We start from the raw sequence: 19,661 nt of genomic DNA, 5'->3' as shown, positions 1-19,661 counted from the left end.
TGAGGTACAGTTATATTTTGTCTTTTTATTCCCTGTTCCCTGTTCCCTGTTCCCTCAAGCCTAAAATTTTGTACCTCACCAGTATGGGAATTGCTATATATAATTTTTATTAATTTCCTGTTGCTTGTTGCCTGTTCCCTAAAGCATAAAACTTTGTACCTTATCAACTCAAAAACTTCTGTAAGTAAGTAAGAATAAAAAAATACTATGAAATTTTATATTGTAGATGTATTTGCTGAAACTAAATATGCTGGTAATCAACTGGCTGTATTTACAGGTTCTGAAGTTGAGAATCTTTCTGATAATGAAATGTTGCAAATTGCCAGAGAGATGAACTATTCAGAAACTACTTTTATTTTATCTTCAACACAACGAAATAATGGTTATGATGTACGGATATTTACTCCTACTAAAGAATTGCCTTTTGCAGGACACCCAACATTAGGAACTGCCTATATTATTCAACGAGAAATTATTAAAAATTCGGTGGAAAAAGTCATTTTAAATCTGGGTGTAGGGCAAATTACTGTGAGTTGGAAAGGTGAAGTTTTATGGATGCGTCAGAATGTGCCTACTTTTGCTCAAAAATATCAAATTGAATCTTTAGCAGAAGTATTAAATTTAGAGGCGGGCGATCTAGATATGAGGTTTCCTATTCAGGAAGTTTCGACAGGAGTTCCTTTTATCATTGTGCCTTTGAAAAATCTCAAAGCATTGAAGAAAGCTCAAGTAAATTTGGATAAATATTATCAGTTTATTCAGATAGCAAAAGTGACAGAGATTTTAATATTTTGCCCAGAGACATACAATAGTATTAATAATTTAAGTGTGAGAATGTTTGCACCATATTTAGGCATTACTGAAGACCCGGCAACAGGCAGTGCTAATGGTTGTTTGGCAGGATATTTAGCCGAGTATAATTATTTTGGTGAGGCAAAAATTAATATTAGGGTAGAACAGGGATATGAAATTAATAGACCTTCTTTATTATTGTTACAAGCAGAGAAAAAAATAGCAGGAATAGAAGTATTTGTTGGTGGTAAAGTTATCATGATCGCTCAAGGAGAATTTGTTTAAATTAAGGAAGAAGGAAGAAGGAAGAGGGAAGAGGGAAGAAGGTTTAATATTGAGAAAAAACTTAAATTTACTGTAGATATTCACTTATGAGTTTACACAAACAATAAAGTGCGGACTTGATATAGCAATCAGGAATGAGTTGTGAGAATTGAGATGTGACTTAAAAGTATAGAATATAGCAATTATTATATTCATATAATATGTTTTTTTCTTCTTCTCTGTTTCCTGTTCCCAGACCCGGTGTTCCCTAAAATTTTTCAATATCTCACAACTCAAATAATATTGCTATATAATTATTCGGACTTAATATGACAAGTTAGTAGCTCAGTCGGAAAAATTTTTTTCTTTCCACCTAATAAGCATGATGTTGGTTTGTAGTAATATAAAATCCGGTTATATAATATATGTTTATAATTCTATAATTACTTCAATCTCCCCTACTCCCCCACTTCCCTACTCCCCCGCTCCCCTACTCAATTAAATGTAGAAAAATTTTTGAGAAATTCTATAACTGGTCTAAATTATGAGCCAATGTTTAAATCCTGAATGTCTAAATCAAAATCCTTCTGATACAAAATTTTGTCATAAATGCGGGTCAAAATTACTTTTAGCAGAACGTTATCGTGCCATTAAAATTATCGGTCAAGGTGGTTTTGGTAGAACTTTTCAAGCAGTAGATGAATTTAAACCATCTCAAGCTTTTTGTGTAATTAAGCAGTTTTTTCCTGAAGTTCAAGACCGACAAAATATGGAAAAAGCAGCAGAATTATTTGCTCAAGAAGCAGTTAGATTAGAGGGTTTAGGAAAACATCCTCAAATTCCTGAATTACTGGCATTTTTTACTCAAGATAATCGTCAATATTTAGTTCAAGAATTTATTGAGGGGCAAAATTTACAGCAGGAGTTAGAAACAGTAGGAGCGTTTAATGAAACTCAGATTTGGGAGTTATTAAATGATTTATTACCAGTATTAGAATTTATTCATTCTCAAGAGGTAATTCATCGGGATATTAAACCGGATAATATTATTAAGCGACCTCTATTTTCCCAGAAAAAAGGTGAATTAGTATTAGTGGATTTTGGGGCAGCTAAATTTGCAACTCGTGCTGCTTTGGCGGTGACGGGAACAGTTATTGGAACTGCTGGATATGCTGCGCCAGAACAAGCTATTGGCAAGTCAATTTTTGCTAGCGATATTTATAGTTTGGGTGTGACTTGTATTCATTTATTGACTCAAGTTGAACCTTTTAAATTATTTGATGTAAGTGAAAATGATTGGGTCTGGCGAGATTTTTTAACCTCTCCTATTAGCGATAATTTGGGTGGTTTATTAGACCGGATGATTGTCGGAGCAACGAAGAAAAGATTTCAGTCAGTGGCAGAAATTATGGCATTGATTAAACCTAAGAATTTCGATGTTTCATTGCCAGAAAAACAGGTAAGTAATTTTGTAGATTCTTCATCTATTCCAGAAGTAAACTTAAATTCAGACAGGGGAGTTGATTATAGTAAGTTGTGCGATCTATTGGCTACTGGAAAGTGGCGAGAAGCGGATATAGAAACAGCAAAATTAATGTTAAAAATCGCTAATAGAGAAAATAGAAAGAAATTAAATGTTGATTCAATTAATAATTTACCTTGCACAGATCTACGGACTATTAATCAACTTTGGACAAAATATTCAAATGGTAAGTTTGGTTTTTCTGTGCAAAAAGAGATTTGGGAAAGTTTGACTGTTCAAACATTTTTTTTAATTTATGAAAAATTCGGCGATCGCTTGGGTTGGCATTCAATAATTGGTTGGACTAACTACGATAACTTAATGTTTGATTTAGAAAAGGCCCCCCAGGGTCACTTACCTGCAATGTTTGCTATGAGTGGAAACTGGGTATGGTTTATGGAGTTAGAAAAGTTATTTTCTACTATGGTCAAAAGACTTAATATTTGTCAAATCTAAGGAAGTAGAGGCGTGAGGGAATGGGGGAGTGGAGGAGCAGGGGAGTAGGGAGTAAAAAAATGCTTTTTAAGCTGTAACTAACCAAGAATTGCTATTAACTTTTTCACGAATTTCCATCGCTTGTTGGTGATAATTTTTAGCTTGCTGGTCTTGCCCTATATTTTGGTAAACTTTTTCCATCAAATCAAGAGTTTTTACTAAATTGTTACCATATTCAGCAAAAATACTTCTGCAAAATCCATCTTTTTCTTTCTGTTCATAAGTTGCCATTTTGTGAGGATATATATGGAGAGAATGAAGATTTTTTTCTATTTTAGGAAGATTATTTACTGTTAGTGCTAACCGATCTAGAGAATCTTCCCATAGCCTTTGCCGAATCTCTAAAGCAAGTTCTAAAAATGCTTTAGCTTGACGAGGTCTACTTATGAGAAAATATGCTTCTCCCATGTTATGTAGTGCGATTGATTCGTTGATTTGGATTGTCAATTTATCATTTTTTGCCGATTGAGCGAGCTTTTGGAAAATATTTAAAGATTTACGAGAATACTCTAGGGCTTTAGCTGATAGTTCAGTTAAATTATAAATAGTACTAATGTTATTAATTGTTTTGCCCATACCCACTACATCTTTTGTTTCCCTGAATATTATTAGAGCTTGTGAATAACATTTTAAAGCAGTAGAATACTCTCGTAAAATATGATGTATTTCTCCTTTTTTATTATATAGAGTGGCAACTTTTGCTTCATTATCTATTTTTTTTGCTAGTTCTAAAGCTAGTTCTATATATTTAAGAGCATTAGCATATTCTCCTATTTTATAGTGAACTAATCCAATCCGATAAACAAGATCTAGTCTTTGTTCTTTGTTATTAATTAATCTCGAAATTTCTAAAGCTTTTTGAAATATTTTTAATGCAGTTTCTAGCTGACCGATACTATAAAAGCGATCGCCAGTTTGAGATAGATGTTTTAATTCATTTTGATGGCTAGGATAAGATTTCATCGTATTGCTCCCTGTCATAGTATTGCTTCCTGATTAAATAAAGTTCACTTTTTGAGCGATTCACTGGTTAATTATAAAGTAGCTATACTATAGCACTACGCATTAAGGTTAGGACATTTATAAATCCTGAAAGCCTTTGAAAGTCGGCTGTTCCCTGTTCCCTGTTCCCTGTTCCCTAGCGCGTAGCGCTACACTATATTTTTTTGGAAAAAAACAACCACTGACAAACTATATTTTATGAAATTTGTCTGAAAAATATTGCCAACTAATTTGAGAATTTATTTTCATGCATAATTACAACGAAATCTTAAATAAAAGGGCAAAATATAGGTATTGTAGATTACATACTTTTCACCACAACTTTGCCAAATTTCAAGTTTTTGTTGACGATACTTCTCTGCTTTTCGTAGTTGACCTATATAGCGATAAACTTTCTCGATTAAATTTATAGTATTACCTAAGTCCGCTTCATATTGGGAGATAACACTTTGACTAAAGCAAATTTTTTCTTGTTGAAGTAGCTGGTTTGTTTGAGATGATTTTTTACTGTTAGGATAATTATTATGGATAATCTTTCTATCTAAAGAATCTGGCGTTTTACTAAATCTATTCAAAGTTACTTTGCAAATTTTCTGACGAATAGCTAAAGTAAGTTCTAGAATTTCTTTTGCTTGCCTATATCGACCCATCCACAAGTAAGCTTCTCCTATATTATAAAGAGCTGTAGCAATATTAATTTGGCCAGCTAATTTATCTAATTCTGATTTTCTTTCAAATTGTTGGAAAATTTCTAGAGATTTTTGACAACAGTTAAGAGTTTTTTCAAATAACCCTAATAAATTGTATATTTCACCTAAATGATTAAGAACTATACCAATACCCAATAAATTAGAAGAATATTGGGCAATTTCTAAAGCTTGACCATAGTATCTTAAGGCAGAGCTATATTCTATAGATAAACAATAAGTTTCGCCAATATCATTCAAAATCATGACAACTCGATTTTGGTCGCCAATTTCTTGAGCAAGTTGCAAGGCTAAATTAAGATATTTTAAAGCACAATCATATTTTTCCAGACGACGGTAAACTAATCCAATGCGGTTTAATATATTTATTTGTTGCTCAAATGTAGGGACAAATTTTAACGCTTCCTGAAAAGTATTTAATGCAATTTCAAATTGTCCCAGATCGAATAAGCGATCGCCTGCTTGAGATAGTTGTTTTAATTCTGTAGAATTGATAGCAGTGGACACCATAAGTAGTTCCTCCAGAAGAATGCTGGTAATTTTCCGGTTGTAAACTACTCTATTTCTCAAATTTGACAGGTTATGCAGTACATTAACGGAAGTCAAAAGTCAAAAGTCAAGAGTCAAAAGTAAGATTTGATCAACTCAAAACACGGAAGTTATTAATTATTAAGTTAAAAGTTAAAAGTTGGATAATGCCAAAGCGATCAAAATTATCTTTTCTTTTGCGGGTTTAATACCCCACGATCATTTCAGTTATCAATTTCCAGTTTTCAGTACCTCTAGCTGAAGTGAACTACGGAATATCCTTTTTTTTATTTCCTTAAAAGAGGAGGCGTAACTACCCAATTTTTCCGTCAATGGGGGGCACCTAAAATTGTTTGGGATTTGAATTGATAAGAAATTTTCCTTTCTGCCTTCTGCCCTCTGTCTTCTGCCCTTTGTCTTCTTCAAGGATTAAATTCAAAAGGGGGAAAAGTCTCCCGATCTTCTGGTGTTAAATAAACTGTAGCAATAAATTTCTCATTCCAACTTCCTACAACATTAGTAAATATATAAAAATCATCCTCATTATAATTTAACTTCTGCTCAACTAAAATTCCCGTTGCATCACTAACCCGTAATTGTATTTTTTCCGGTAAACCTATCCCTGTAGGTGTACTTAATATTAATAGCAGCATCCATTCTAATGTTGAATCTGAGACTAAAGACCAAGTTAAAGCATACAATCTTAAAGGAATTCCAGCTAATAATAAATCATGGTAAGCAACCCTAGCATGAGGAGGAATACATACACCATTTTGGGGCAGATCTCTGATAATTCCAGCAATTTCTTCTGTAGGAGAAGATATTCCCCTCATGGGAGATAGTACCGATAATTCTGGTAATAAAACCCAGGATAATTCATTGGCAAAATCATCTAATTCATTCTTTAACCAACGCCCCACATTAATTGTAGGTTCAGTCAAAAGACTAAGTAAATCTGGTAAATATTTACTCAGACTACTTAAAGAGTTTTCTGAATTTTCTGTAATTTCTACTAAGTTATTCGGTATATTCCCCTGCTCTATTTCGACTTGCAATTGCCAATTATATATCCAATTTAATAACTCCGAATTAGTGAGGATAGTTTTTCCTTGTTCCCAATCAAAAAATTCCCATAAGCTTTGTTCCGATAGTTGAGGTAATAACTTTGTTAATTCAGCTTTAGCTACAGCTAAATTATTGGAATTAGGTTGTACCTCTGGCAAGGGAATTCCTGCTACATCCAAACAACGAAGATAAAGTAATAAATTATCTATTTCTGTATCAAACCAACTCCAGGGTATTTGATAATTCCAATCTTCATCTGACATTAGATTAAGCTGTGTTTTATTGCGCATTAAATCTGTATAAGAAATAAAACTATTAATCACAACTGTTTCTAGTTCTTCTTGTACTTCCACCACTACATATAAATGATGGGCAAACTCTGGTAAATCTACTACTGCTCTGGGTAAACTAATTTCTTCATCTATAAAACTACCTTGAGTAATTAAACAAACTTTAAACTGATTAATATTCAGATGACAAACGGCTGGAATTGAGTTAGAAAGAGCTGGATTAAAAATAGAAGCATCAGCTAAATTAACTGTTAAATTATCTGTGTTTCGTTCTTCTAACCATTGTTCAAATCCGAACAAAGCTAACCCATTTAAATATGTTTGCCATTGTCGCAATTCGTTAGGGATTTGATTGCTAATTTTGATAGCTTGCTCAACTTTATCTAATGATAAATGAATAGATTCTGTAGTAATGCCCTGAAAATCTAGCAAGTCTTCTAATTTATTAGTTAGTTCATTCTTCATTTAATTTGTTCCTTAATAATAAGTTTTATATTTTCTTTTGCAGGTTTAATACCCATGTAATTTTCCCTACTGCCTACTGCCTACTGCCTTCTTCAAGATAAATTACAATAATTCAATCGATCTAGATGGTGACAAACTCTTTGAGCAAATAAATTTGCTTGAGGACTAGATTGAGACTTATAACTCTCTGATTCTACTTCTTGAAATACTCTATTTATTTGTTCATCTAGAGCAATTTCTATTTTTTTGTCTATAGTTATTAGATGTTTTGGATCTGCATAGTCTTGAGCAATTTCTAAGATCCGACCGCGCAAACTAATTAATAATTCCTGTCTAATATCAGCCCGAAAAGATTTTAGTTTTAGTAAACGAGTTACTTGATATTGCGCTTTCAAACCCACATCTTGAGCAATTGCTGTCATTGATTTTCCTTGACAATGATATAGATGTAATCCTTGGAGAAATTGTTCAAACTTTTGGTTTTTTCTTCTTTTTAATAATTGCATCCAAGAATCTGTTACTTTAGCTATAGCATCATCTAAACTCAAAATAAATTGCTTTCTATAATTGCTCAGAAATTCATTTTGTTCATCAATAGTATCAGCTTCTTGTTCTTGAACAAGAGAAATCTGATCGTCTAAAGATTTATGGTTAGAAGTATCTAATGGTATTGTCGGTAGAGAACCACTTCTCACAGCAATTCGATATTCTCGTACTTGAGAAGCCAGGTATTGCAATTTAGTCAATACTTGCTTGAGAGAAATATTTTTACCAGTTTTAGTCTCGATCAATTTAGAAATTTGTTCTAATTGTTCTGTAGTTGGTTGTAAGCATTTTTTCCCCATTCTTGATAAACTTTTTTGGCGACGTTGTGCCCGATAAATAGCATGATAACTTGATAAAATATCTATACTTTCCCGAGTTTCAAAAGCAGTAAAATTATAAAAGACTGAGAAGATTTTCTCTAGCTGTTTGAGAGGAGTATCATTCAGAATTGCCCAATCACTAATTAAATAGACTCCACATTCTAGTAAGAAACTATTAAGTTCAGGATGCTGTTTAACTTTTCTAGTTGTCCAACTAGCTAAATTGCTTTGATTTGGGTTAAAACTTTGGAGAATTTCTTGGGCAAAAGAACAAGAAGAAGTTTTATTTTTTTGACTAGAGATTCTGCCATCATCAGTTAAAACATAAGGAAATAAATTTTGGCTAGTAAAGCCATAATTTTTACCAAAATTAGCTGCTAATTGTTGACAAACTCGGTCAATTTGCCAAGATATAAAACAGAGAAGACAGCGTTCTGCTAATAAAGAATCTCTCTCTAGATTAATATCTGAATTATCTTGCACCCATGCTAAAAGTTTACGCTGAATATTAATGTCCGAAACATCACTATCTGTTACATACTCTGGAAAATTTAAGGTAAAAAATTGTTTTGCCTCCGTAATTTCCAGGATTTGACGAGACCCAGAACTATTAATTTTAATCTGTTTCCAGTATTTAGAAGCACTACCCATTCACTTTTAGATTTCAGATAAATAAAAATGGACAATTATTCAGATATATTAGCTTATAGTAGAAGAAAGAAGTATTACTAATGGATAATTGATAATTGATAATTAATCCCCAAAGGTTTAAAGCCTCTCATTACTAATGAATAATTGATAATTAGATATACTTTTCATTATCCATTATCCATTGTTCATTATCCATTGTTAAATCTGTCCTAACTTTTGCTTAGACTGCTATAAAACATTAGCCTGTAAGATATTCAATCCACAATGCTGATTATTGTTGATTGTATAATCATTTTTTCTGGTCAAAAGTTTGCTCTAATATCAGGATATTTATCCCTTCAATTGGAATATATTTCTATATTCCTAGAGGTTATGCAATATTTGTGGAAGTTAAGAAGAAAGAAGGAAATGCTTTTTTCGCTGTTGTCTGTAATCTATAAGAATCTAATATTGTAGGAGCAAGAATCTAATATTGTAGGAGCAAGAATCTAATATTGTAGGAGCAAGAATCTAATATTGTAGGAGCAAATGGCTATTCCCCCTTACTGCCTACTGCCTCTTATTAGAGGAGATGTCTTTTCTTCCTCCTTCCTTCTTCCTCCTTCCTTCTTCCTTCTTCCTTCTTCCTTCTTCCTCCTTCCTTCTTCCCTAAACTATAACTTGGCTAGAATTAGCTGTATCGGTAATTATATATTCCACTTGGTCAGGATTTAAAAAAGGATTAGCACTTAAAACTAAAGCAGCTACACCAGCAACATGAGGGGCCGCCATTGATGTACCACTTAGATTTCCCAAATCATTATCAGGAAGAGTTGAATAAATATTATCTCCAGGAGCAACAACATAATTTAGTGTTGCTAACCCAGCACGGTTAGAAAAGTCACTAATTCTGCCTGTAATATCTGTTGACCCAACTGCAATTCCCCATTGTTGTAGATTATTAGCTGGATATTCAGGAAAACTACTACCATCATTACCTGCTGACATAACTACCACAACTCCTCTTTCTGTTGCATAACGGATGGCATCATTCACTACAGGAAAATAAAAATCTCTCCCAAAGCTCATATTAATCACATGGGCACCATTATTAACTGCATAGTAAATCCCAGCAGCAGCATTATCAGGTGTAATTGTCTCAAAATTTCCTACTTTAACAGGCATAATTTTAGCATTAGGAGCAATTCCTGTAACTCCTAAGCCATTCTGTTGAGCGGCGATCGTACCTGCAATATGAGTACCATGACCAAAAATATCCATCGGGGTATTATCATTATTGATAAAATCCCATCCTCTAACATCATCTATATATCCATTACCATCATCATCAAAACCATTATTAGGAATTTCATTGATGTTAGTCCAGATATTACCTGCTAAATCAAAATGATTGTAATCAACTCCACTATCTATCACTGCTACTACAATACCTTGGCCGGTATAACCTTGATTCCAGACTTCAGGAGCATTAATTGCTTCGACATCCCAATTATTAAAATCAAAAGCTTCAGGAAAAGGAGTTGGTGCGTTGATAGTTTGAGCTACTGCTGCACTTGCATCAACTAAACCATATCCATAGATACTACTATAACCACTAGAATTAAATGAAGGTCCAGGATTAAATGAAGGCCCAGAATTAAATGAGGGTGTTGCTGACAGACTCAGATTATAATTTGTATCTCCACTGTATTGACTTACTTTAACGTAATAAGTACCGGGGTTTAAATTAGACACATTTATTTCTTCGGAAGCGTTGCCAGAAGCAATGGAATAATCAATTATTTCTTCCAAACCATCATTATTTTTGTCTTCGAGCAAGTCTACATCAGCATCTGCAGTCAAACCAGATAAAAATAAGTTAAAGTCACTGGTTGTATTCAAATGGAAACGATAATAGTCTACGGAGTCGAAGTCACCTACAAAATCATTCCAAATTTGATTGGTATTCAAAACCCCAATATCACGAGCGTCGATCAAGGTGTCATCTGACTGTGGAAAAAGGTTTATTTGGCTGGCTATTCTTTGAGGAGTAATGAATTCACCAGTTAGTATATCTATTTCGGACTGGTTTTCGATAACTTCAGTTTGAGATTCTGGGTAAGGAGTAATATTACTGTTTATTTGTGGGGGGAAATTTATTTCATCTGTAACAATTTGCTGTTTTGTTAAGATATTATTAACATATAAAATTTTATCTTCATAACTATTTAATTGTTTGGGTTCGGGTATGATAGAAATATTATTCTCATCAATAACTTGAAGAAGATTATCGGTGGAATTTTCAGAATAGTTTGAAGGAAACATAGTTTTTTAGGGTAGATAGTACAAATATTTTTATGTCCATAGCAGGCAATAGGGAATAGGGAAAAATATTTTCCTGTCTGAGGTTCATCATCAGCATAATTCCTAAGCAATTTGTTACTTTGAGATATAACAGCCGCCATTACTGTATTTGACTGATGAAATAGCTCAAACAGCAGGATATTATTAATCAAGCTTTTTTCTTATTCCTTCTTCCTTCTTTCTTCTTCTATTATATGAAAGGAAACTTTAAACTCTGTCACATCAACATATATCTGATTGATTAGAGGTTATGCACAAAGAAAACTCGGCTAATTTCAGTAACTTGATTTCTAATTTATAGATATATATTATTATAAATATATATTAGTATTTACGCATTACAACGTATTTTAGTCATTTTTTAGTCATTGCGATCAACAGGGTTTGCGGAGTATTCCGGACGGAAAGCAATCTCAAATCCTAGTTTTTCCTAGCTCATGCGTAATTCCTGAGAAATAACAGTCGTCATTACTACATTTGACTTATGAAATAGCTCAAACAGCAGGATATTACTATAACAATTCCCACACTTATGAGGTAAAAAGTTTTAGGTTTGAGGGAATAGGGAACAGGGAATAAAAAGACAAAAAGATAACTGTACCTCACAACTTTGGGAAACGCTATAATCAAGCTTTTTTTTTAATTCCTTCCTCCTTCTTTCTTCTCTCCTGACTCCTAAGTAGGGTTTGCTAAATGCCGAATAAAGTCTTTTTGCTATTTGTAGGGAGTAGTTAGGAGGTAGAATAAATGGGAATTACAGAGTTAGCGATCATTCATAATAATCAGAGTGATTTTTCGGCTTTTGCCACCAGAAAATCCTCACTTTTTTAACTTAAGCTTGGTGAAAAGTTCATACTTTTTCAAGATATAAATTGCCTAAAACCAATATCAGTTAATACTTTGATATTTAATCAGCAAGCCCTATCTAGATTTTATAGTCATTTCAGTTTAGATTGAGACAAAAGTTTCTTACTGTGAAATAGTTTGAACTAAAAAAGTATCTCATTCTTAAGTTAAACAACTATAATTTTCTGTGTGTTATACCAATTTAAAAAAAGAATTTTACGAATAATAAGAATAAGTGCAATAAAAATATTTTGCAGGAAATGTCCCTTTGATAAAAAAAAGAATTTACGACCTGAAAACTGGTATGAAATCTATTAATTCTGGATTCTGGATTCTGGATTCTAAAAAATACCCTAGCTATTTGTAGCAAATATTTATCAAATTGGTATGATACCAAATCCGGTTTTCAAAACCATGTTTTTCAAATTCCTTTCTAACCCTTCTTCCTCACAGGAGTGCGCATTCCCTCTCTTTGTCAGCATTCCCTCTCTTGGTCGGCGTTCCGCAAGCGAGCTGTCGGCGGCGCGGGTTCCGACCGCTTGCGTCTCACGCCGACGCGGGGTCGCACCGCTTCTGCCCTCTGCCTTCTGCCTTACCTCACAATAAACCTTACTTTCAAAACAGGATTTGGTATTATACCAAACCAGCAACATCCACAAAAAAACTCGGTTAATTTCAGTAACCGGGTTTCTAATTTATAGATATAACAGTCGTTTTTACTGTATTTGACTGATGAAATAGCTCAAACAGCAGGATATTACCGAATAATTAATAATTAATAATTAATAATTAATAATTAATTATTAAATAATTCTGGTTTAAAGCCTCCCCTTTTAAGGTAATTATCCATTATCCATTAATGAATAATCAAGCTTTTTCTTCTTTATTCCCTCCTGACTCCTCCTCCTGGGAGGGGTTAGGGGTGGGTTGACTCCTGAATTCTGACTTCTAAATAATTAAAATTACAGCACTTTGCGCGGATAGTGAGGTACAGTTTGAAAATTAATCTTTTTTTCCCTACTGCCTACTCCCTACTGCCTACTCCCTACTCCCTAAAGTCCTAAAATTTTGTACCTCATCAACTCCAAAACTACTGTAATACCATACACACGCTTCAGCAAAGTCTAAAATCCATTTCCCATCAATATAAATGATGACCAATAGTAAGGATTATTTGCTTCTTTATCCTTTCCAGTAATCATATTTATTTGAGCTTCCCGGAATGCTTCTGTTTTGCTTTTTCCTTCTTGTAATACTGTGTAAAAAGTATTCATTAATTGAGCTGAATCATCATTAACTCGCCACAAGGAAGTAACTATTGTTTCAACTCCGGCATTTTGCATCTGATAACCAAAACCAACTATTTCTTCCCCATTACCTATTTGTCCGCCAATGTTAGTTTCAGAAGCACTTAATACGACTAAATCTACATCTGGTAATGACCAACTTTCCATATCGCGCAGAGTCACACGATCGCCATCTCCAAATAATATGAAAGAGTCTTCTGGTTTCCCATTTCCTGTTTCTTCATTTAACAAGACAACGGGGGTATCTAAATGCACAATATTGTAGTCATTAAAACTACTAATTGTTGTTTCAGAACTAAATTCATTGTTCACAAGTTTACGAGAGCCAGGAATTGTTTCTACTAAATTTTCAACTAATTTTACTGTTGTTGGTGCTAATTCAACTTGGCGAGTTCCTACCTGAACTTGATAATTACCTTCGGTTAAAGCTGCTGCTAATACACGGGGTTGATTCTTGGGTTGAGCCTCAAAATTAGTTAGACTAGCTGCAATTATATTATTCACACCAAAACTTTCTACTAACCATTTTTCTCCATCATAAAGTGCTGCTAAAGGAAGATAACGTAGTTGATTATCTGGTGCATAAATAATAGTATTGGCATTTGCTTTATTTAACTCATCTTCTATCGGTTTGATTAACCAATTATAGAGTTTTTCCGCAGAACCTTTAACATCTCCAACCGGGGTCAAAATTGTCAGCCGAAACTCAGCGATCGCTTGTTCAATTTCTTCTGCTTTTACTTCTACGGTTTTGTGTATTGGCTCACCTTCTGCTGTGATTAATACTAATTCTAATTTATCTGCCAAAATTAATGGATAAAATAGCACTGTTCCAGGTAATTTTTGTAATTTTGCTTGCAAATTCTTAAATGCTGGAAAATCCGCTTTTAAATTATTTTTGTCAATCTCCCGCTCTAAAATGTCTGTTGTATCTTCAGTCAGAATTTGTTCTTCAGCAGCTAATAATTTAACTCCGATTGCTGTTGCTTCATTCCCCTTAATATTCCCTAGATAATTATCTAATTCTTGAATTTTCAACAAATCTAATACTTGTTGAGCTTCCACAATACGTTCTTGTTGTAATAGCAAACCTGCTAAATTTCGATAAATTTCTTCAGGCTTTTCTAAAAAACTTTTCTGGCTTTCCTGACTCCGCATAGCTTCATTCAAATTAACAGCTTGCTTGTAAAAAACCACTGCCAATTCAGGTTTTTCTTGAGCTGCTAATATTGTGCCGAACTGCCCATAAATTTTACCCTCCTTAACTGTTTTTTCACTCTCTTTATATATTGCTAATGCTTGTACTAAATTTTCTAAAGCTTGGGGATATTGTCTGAGCTGATATAAAGAATCTCCTATTCCTTCATAAGCTATAGCAACAGCATTTTTATCTTCTTTATCTGGTAAATTATCCAAGGCAAGTTTGTGATAATTCAGAGCAATAGAATAATCACCAGAACTATAATTAACTTCACCCAAAGCATTCAAATTTGCAACAATAACCGACTTTTCTCCTACTTCTTTATTTACAGGTAATGCTTCTAGTAAAACTTGCTTGGCTTTAGCATTTTCACCCAAACGGTTGTAAACTTTCCCTAAACCAAGAGTTGCTTTACCTTCTCCCGCCTTATCTTCTGCTTCTTGATAAAAAGCTAAACTTTGTTCATAAATTGATTGTGCTTTAGCATTTTCTCCTGCCTCATAATAAGCATCACCCAAATAATTCAAAGCCTCTAATTGAGCAGTTTTATCCTCCGCAGCTTTAGCAGCTTCCAACCCTTTTTCATAAACCTCCAATGCTTGAGCATCATCTCCTTGCTTTTCATAAAGTTTCCCCATAAAACCATAAATTCGCCCCACACTTCTTTGGTCGCCAATACCTTCTAACATCGCCACAGCTTGCCGAAAATATTTCAGAGCTTCAGAGTCTTCACCCTTTTCCCGATAGACAAAACCTATATTATTTAATAACCGACCAACTCCAGCATTATCATTAATTTCTTTACGCACAGTTAAAGCTTTTTGATATGTTTCCAAAGCTTTGTCATAATTACCCATCCGAAAGTGGACAACTCCTATATTATTGAGGGTACGTCCTCTATTTCGGCGATCGCCCACTTCTTCACGAATAGTCAGCGCCTGTTCGTAAAATTCCAGTGCTTGGTCAAGTTGTCCTTGACTGGCCTTAACCGCAGCAATATTATGTAATGACTCTCCTTCATTTGGCCGATCCTTCACAGCTTGAGAAATATCTAAAGCCTCTTGATGCAAGTTTAACGCTTGGGAAAATTCCCTCTGTCGTTGATAGGTAAAACCAATCAAGTTCAGAGTTTCCGATATCCCTGGGCGGTCATTGATTTCTCGGCGAATAGTTAAAGCTTGTTGCAAAACATCTAAAGCTTGTGTGTATTCCCTTTGGTTAACATAAACATCCCCAATATTATTCAGGGTTTGGGCAATTCCAGCCTGGTCCCCCAGCTCCTTACGAATTGCTAAAACTTTTTCGTAGCTTTCAAGGGCCTCATCAAACTTTCCTGTCCGAAATTGTTCCACACCTGCCTCAAATAACTTATCTGCCTCAGTCTTAGAGGCAGAAGATTCTGGCGAACTTTCCACTTCAGGAGTTTGGGCCAAGACATTCGAGGTATTTGTGATGGTGGATATTGGAAAAAGAATAAGAGCGATCGCGCTCAAGTAACTAAGGCAGAAATAGGAATTCTTCACTGTAGGAGTCCTCCTAAATTTACGGCAAATGATAGATTTTGGATAAAACTGTAACTTAAATAGCACTCAGAATTAGGACTTTTTTTGACATTTAGGAGGAGATGAGCAACTCTTCCTAAGCTATCCGGCGCAATAGTTACCAGGAATTTAACCAAAGGTCAAAAAGCTGAAGTGCTGTTTACAGAGCATTCCGGTATGAAAAATGCTGATAGCTGATAGTTAGTTAGGGTTTGCTGAAAAAGTCTTATGGGTAGAAGGTAGGAGTCAGGATAAATGGAAATTTAGAGGAGGTAGGAGTAAGAATTGTCCCTTGATTTTTCTACCATAGTCAGCTCAAAATACTAGCTTTTTGAGCATTTTCAACTGAAAAGCTGGCACTTTTTTGAATTCTAAAAAACTACAACCTTTACCTGTTAATGCTTTGAGATTTAATCAGCAAGCCCTAGTTAAAGCTCATAGAATCTTAACCTGGCCATTTAGCATGATCAAAATAATTGGGTCTAAAACCCAGCCTTTTAAGGCGAAATATTTTTGGAGCAGGACTTAAATCCCCTACTTCCCCTCCTGGGAGGGGTTAGGGGTGGGTTAACTTCTGACTTCTAACTTCTGACTTCTGACTTCGTTAAGGGTCTTACTCTATATCCTCTTAAAAGTAAAAGATATTTTGTACTATTTTGTCTATCTCAGATTCTACTTACTAGAGAATCTTGTGTATTAGAGAGTTAATTTAGGATGAGCAAGACTTATACTATTTTTAATAAAAAAATTTCCGTGTAAAATAAGAACTAAGAAATTATAGAAATACATGAAAAGATAAATATCTTTATCATTTTGTCTTGTATTTTTCAGAAGGATTTTTCTGAAAAATACATTTTGACATTGCCAATAAATTTTACTGAAAAATAGGAAATGATTTTGATTGTCATTAGAATACTGCACTCAATAATTGTCAACAATGTTTTTTTATAAATTTATATTCTATGGCGATCAATTTTGATTTCCCTAATTCTTTATTCAATTTTTATTAAAAATGAACAGTAATGAAAATCGGAAAAATAAACTTTTTAATTTGTTGATCAATGAGCTTCCCGATCAATTTACAGGTAAGTTAGAAGTAAAAGGTTCTCAGAACAGTTGGATGATCTTCTTTTGTGTTGGTCGTCTAGTTTGGGCTGCTGGTGGCGAACATCCTAACCGCAGGTTTCATAGGATTTGGAATCAATTTTGCCCGAATATTTCTTTGACTAATATGAAGTTACGAGAACAGAACGATCTTAATTATTATTACTATCATCTTCTCTCTATTTTATATAGAAAAAAAGTATCAAGTATCAGCCAACTTAAAGTAGTTGTTATTGAGAATATCAAAGAAGTTTTATTTGATATTTTACTACAGCAATCACAAGAACTATTAGCTTATAATCTATCTCCAAGAGGATTAGAAAAATCATTAATTTTAATGTCTGCAATTATTCCTCCTGAAGCTATAATTCCTTCTCTTCATAAATCATTTTTAGCATGGCAGCAGTCTAATTTAACTGAATATTCTCCTAATTTGGTTCCTGAAATTATTAAACAAAAATTATTACAACAAATAGCTAAACCCAACTCTTATAAAGCGATCGTTAAATTAGTCGATGGTCAAAGAACTCTCCGAGAAATAGCTATTTTGATGAATAAAGATTTGCGTCAATTAACTTTATTTTTAATGCCTTATGTGCGTAATGAATTAATTATTCTTAAATCAGTTCCAGATAAACAACGTATTGAAGGAAGTCCAGGATTACAGCCAGAACTAAATCAAAAGAAACCTCCAACGAAAATCAAAGAATTAATTATTTGCGTAGATGATAGTAAACAAATTTGTTATATGTTAGAGAGAATTCTTAAAAGTGCAGATTATAGATTTATCGCAATTAAAGATTCGATTAAAGCATTACCAATAATTATTGAAAATAAACCCGATCTAATTTTTTTAGACTTAATGATGCCAATTGCTAATGGTTATGAAATTTGTACTCAATTGCGACGAGTACCCATTTTTGAGAATACACCCATAATTATCATCACTGGAAATGATGGAGTAGTTGATAGAGTTCGCGCTAAAATGGTGGGAGCCACAGGGTATATAACCAAGCCTCTTGAGCCGAAAAAAATACTGGCAATAGTAAAGCGATATTTACATAATTATCCTCCTAAGTCGCCACCTAAGTCGCCAGAAAAACCAGATCAAACAAGCTTATAAGTTATTTGTAATTGTTTAGCTAGATCGAAATTTAACAACCGTAATATTATTAATCTAAAACTGACTTTGAAGCTAATCTCGCTTGAGAATCAGCTTTTGGTGGCAACATAGGAAGGAATAAAGGAATAGAAGTTTTAGTTTAGCCCAAACTAATATTATTTGAATTGACTACTACATCTACAAAACTGTCAGTATTTTATTGTGATAAAGTTAAAAATATCTTAAATAGCAATATCAAAAAATTATACTTATGTATACTAGATTTTATAGTATAAAATGTTTGTGACAAATCTTACTATTTTAGACAACTTATGTTATCCACTACAAATATTAATAATCCGAGTCTAACTAATCGACTAATTACTATTAGTAGAAAGCAATTTACAGGTAGTTTGAATGTAGTAGCTAGCTCCACAGATAAGTGGAGTCTTTATTTTTTTAGAGGTCGTATAGTCTGGGGTTGTAGTGGACAATATTCTCGGCGGCAATTACGCCAACATATCATACGTTATCAAGTTAAAATTAATCCGATAAACTTAGACCCCTTCCAAATTAATAATAATCATAGTTGCTGGGTTTATCAATTATTGTGTAGTTTACTGCAAGAACAGCAAATTACTAGAGAACAGTTTGACAAGATAATTAAATCAATAGTTTTAGAAGTATTATTTGATATATTACAGCAGGAAAATCATAGAAAAATAAGTTATAAAATTGAACCAAATACTAAGAAAAACATCCTACACTGGCCAATAGTTTTAATTGACACGAAAAGTATTCTTAAAAAAGCAGTAGAAAATTGGTATAATTGGAGTAATTCAGGATTAAAAAATTTCTCTCCTAACTTTGGGATAATTTTATCTCAACCAGAACAATTCCAAGAACAAATATCACCCACTCTCTATAATAAATTAGGAAAATTAATCAACAGTCAACGTAGTTTAAGAGATATAGCGAGTAAAATAAAATCAGACCAGTTTCGTCTAGCAAAATTTCTCTTACCTCATATTCAAAAAGGATTAATTAAGCTCAAAAAAATACCAGATATTCCCGTAATGTTTCCCCACTTACAAAATATAAATCCACAGTTACATGAACAAAGAGAATGTAGCCAAGAGAAAAAAAATCAACCTTTAATTGCCTGTATAGATGATAGCCTAATAGTTTGCCATCAAATGAAACAAATTTTCACTACTAACAGTTTTGATTTTGTCGGAATTAACAGTTCAGTTAAAGCAATCATAACCTTGATAGAAAGAAAACCCGATCTAATTTTTTTAGACTTAATCATGCCCATAGCAAATGGTTATGAAATTTGTGCTCAGATTCGTCGTATTTCAGCATTAAAAGAAACACCAGTAATAATTTTAACAAGCAGTAATAGATTAATAGATAGAGTTCGAGCAACAATGGTAGGATGTACAGATTATCTCATTAAACCAATTAGAGAAAAACAAGTTCTAGAAATAGTTAATAGATATGTAACTTCTAGTTCTTGCTTGCCTCAAAAACCTATGTCTGACACCCTAGCTCTACAATTTTCTTAATA

General features: G+C 33.4%; 11 protein-coding genes. 5 read left to right on the top strand and 6 right to left on the bottom strand.

What is annotated here, in order from left to right; genetic code table 11:
- Positions 1-207: 207 nt before the first annotated feature.
- Both AC3DU7_RS06015 and AC3DU7_RS06010 read left to right on the top strand, forming a co-directional pair.
- Positions 208-1,077: a PhzF family phenazine biosynthesis protein gene (locus AC3DU7_RS06015; protein ID WP_488038445.1), complete on the top strand. Its 870-nt coding sequence runs from the start codon at positions 208-210 to the stop codon at positions 1,075-1,077.
- 523 nt (positions 1,078-1,600) lie between these two features.
- On the top strand, positions 1,601-3,034 hold the full coding sequence (locus AC3DU7_RS06010; RefSeq protein WP_488038444.1) for a GUN4 domain-containing protein: 1,434 nt from the start codon (positions 1,601-1,603) through the stop codon (positions 3,032-3,034).
- Positions 3,035-3,100: 66 nt separating this feature from the next.
- On the opposite strand, the gene AC3DU7_RS06005 is transcribed toward AC3DU7_RS06010, so the two are convergent.
- The 6 genes from AC3DU7_RS06005 to AC3DU7_RS05980 form a co-directional block, all read right to left on the bottom strand.
- The gene (locus tag AC3DU7_RS06005; RefSeq protein WP_488038443.1) at positions 3,101-4,036 is read right to left on the bottom strand and encodes a tetratricopeptide repeat protein; all 936 of its coding nucleotides are present in this window, start codon (positions 4,034-4,036) and stop codon (positions 3,101-3,103) included.
- Positions 4,037-4,320: 284 nt separating this feature from the next.
- Positions 4,321-5,292 (bottom strand): tetratricopeptide repeat protein, encoded by a 972-nt coding sequence (locus AC3DU7_RS06000; protein WP_488038442.1) that lies wholly within the window; start codon positions 5,290-5,292, stop codon positions 4,321-4,323.
- A gap of 440 nt (positions 5,293-5,732) precedes the next feature.
- A complete protein-coding gene (locus AC3DU7_RS05995) occupies positions 5,733-7,130 on the bottom strand; it encodes a DUF1822 family protein (protein WP_488038441.1) in 1,398 nt (465 codons plus the stop codon).
- A 92-nt stretch (positions 7,131-7,222) separates the two neighbouring features.
- The gene (locus AC3DU7_RS05990; RefSeq protein WP_488038440.1) at positions 7,223-8,647 is read right to left on the bottom strand and encodes a hypothetical protein; all 1,425 of its coding nucleotides are present in this window, start codon (positions 8,645-8,647) and stop codon (positions 7,223-7,225) included.
- A 648-nt stretch (positions 8,648-9,295) separates the two neighbouring features.
- A complete protein-coding gene (locus tag AC3DU7_RS05985) occupies positions 9,296-10,951 on the bottom strand; it encodes a S8 family serine peptidase (protein ID WP_488038439.1) in 1,656 nt (551 codons plus the stop codon).
- Between the two features lie 2,009 nt (positions 10,952-12,960).
- Entirely contained in the window at positions 12,961-15,777 is a 2,817-nt protein-coding gene (locus AC3DU7_RS05980) for a CHAT domain-containing protein (RefSeq protein ID WP_488038438.1), read from the bottom strand.
- Between AC3DU7_RS05980 and AC3DU7_RS05975 the strand changes: the two genes are divergently transcribed.
- The 3 genes from AC3DU7_RS05975 (at position 15,769) to AC3DU7_RS05965 (ending at position 19,659) form a co-directional block, all read left to right on the top strand.
- Positions 15,769-15,921 carry a hypothetical protein gene (locus AC3DU7_RS05975; RefSeq protein WP_488038437.1) on the top strand — a complete coding sequence of 51 codons (153 nt, stop codon included), beginning with the start codon at positions 15,769-15,771 and terminating at the stop codon, positions 15,919-15,921. The two genes, AC3DU7_RS05980 and AC3DU7_RS05975, sit on opposite strands and share 9 nt — an antisense overlap.
- A 976-nt stretch (positions 15,922-16,897) precedes the next feature.
- Positions 16,898-18,112 carry a response regulator gene (locus AC3DU7_RS05970; RefSeq protein ID WP_488038436.1) on the top strand — a complete coding sequence of 405 codons (1,215 nt, stop codon included), beginning with the start codon at positions 16,898-16,900 and terminating at the stop codon, positions 18,110-18,112.
- A 311-nt stretch (positions 18,113-18,423) separates the two neighbouring features.
- Complete coding sequence (locus AC3DU7_RS05965) at positions 18,424-19,659, top strand: response regulator (RefSeq protein ID WP_488038435.1); 1,236 nt, start codon at positions 18,424-18,426, stop codon at positions 19,657-19,659.
- Positions 19,660-19,661: the final 2 nt, after the last annotated feature.

This window comes from Okeania sp., assembly GCF_983059655.1.
Note: the sequence above shows the minus strand (reverse complement) of the source record. Positions and strands in the feature narration are given on the sequence as shown.

Coding starts and splice junctions, on each gene's coding strand:
- AC3DU7_RS06015 (WP_488038445.1), top strand. CDS start 208: ATGAAATTTTATATTGTAGATGTATTTGCTGAAACTAAATATGCTGGT.
- AC3DU7_RS06010 (WP_488038444.1), top strand. CDS start 1,601: ATGAGCCAATGTTTAAATCCTGAATGTCTAAATCAAAATCCTTCTGAT.
- AC3DU7_RS06005 (WP_488038443.1), bottom strand. CDS start 4,036: ATGAAATCTTATCCTAGCCATCAAAATGAATTAAAACATCTATCTCAA.
- AC3DU7_RS06000 (WP_488038442.1), bottom strand. CDS start 5,292: ATGGTGTCCACTGCTATCAATTCTACAGAATTAAAACAACTATCTCAA.
- AC3DU7_RS05995 (WP_488038441.1), bottom strand. CDS start 7,130: ATGAAGAATGAACTAACTAATAAATTAGAAGACTTGCTAGATTTTCAG.
- AC3DU7_RS05990 (WP_488038440.1), bottom strand. CDS start 8,647: ATGGGTAGTGCTTCTAAATACTGGAAACAGATTAAAATTAATAGTTCT.
- AC3DU7_RS05985 (WP_488038439.1), bottom strand. CDS start 10,951: ATGTTTCCTTCAAACTATTCTGAAAATTCCACCGATAATCTTCTTCAA.
- AC3DU7_RS05970 (WP_488038436.1), top strand. CDS start 16,898: ATGAACAGTAATGAAAATCGGAAAAATAAACTTTTTAATTTGTTGATC.
- AC3DU7_RS05965 (WP_488038435.1), top strand. CDS start 18,424: ATGTTATCCACTACAAATATTAATAATCCGAGTCTAACTAATCGACTA.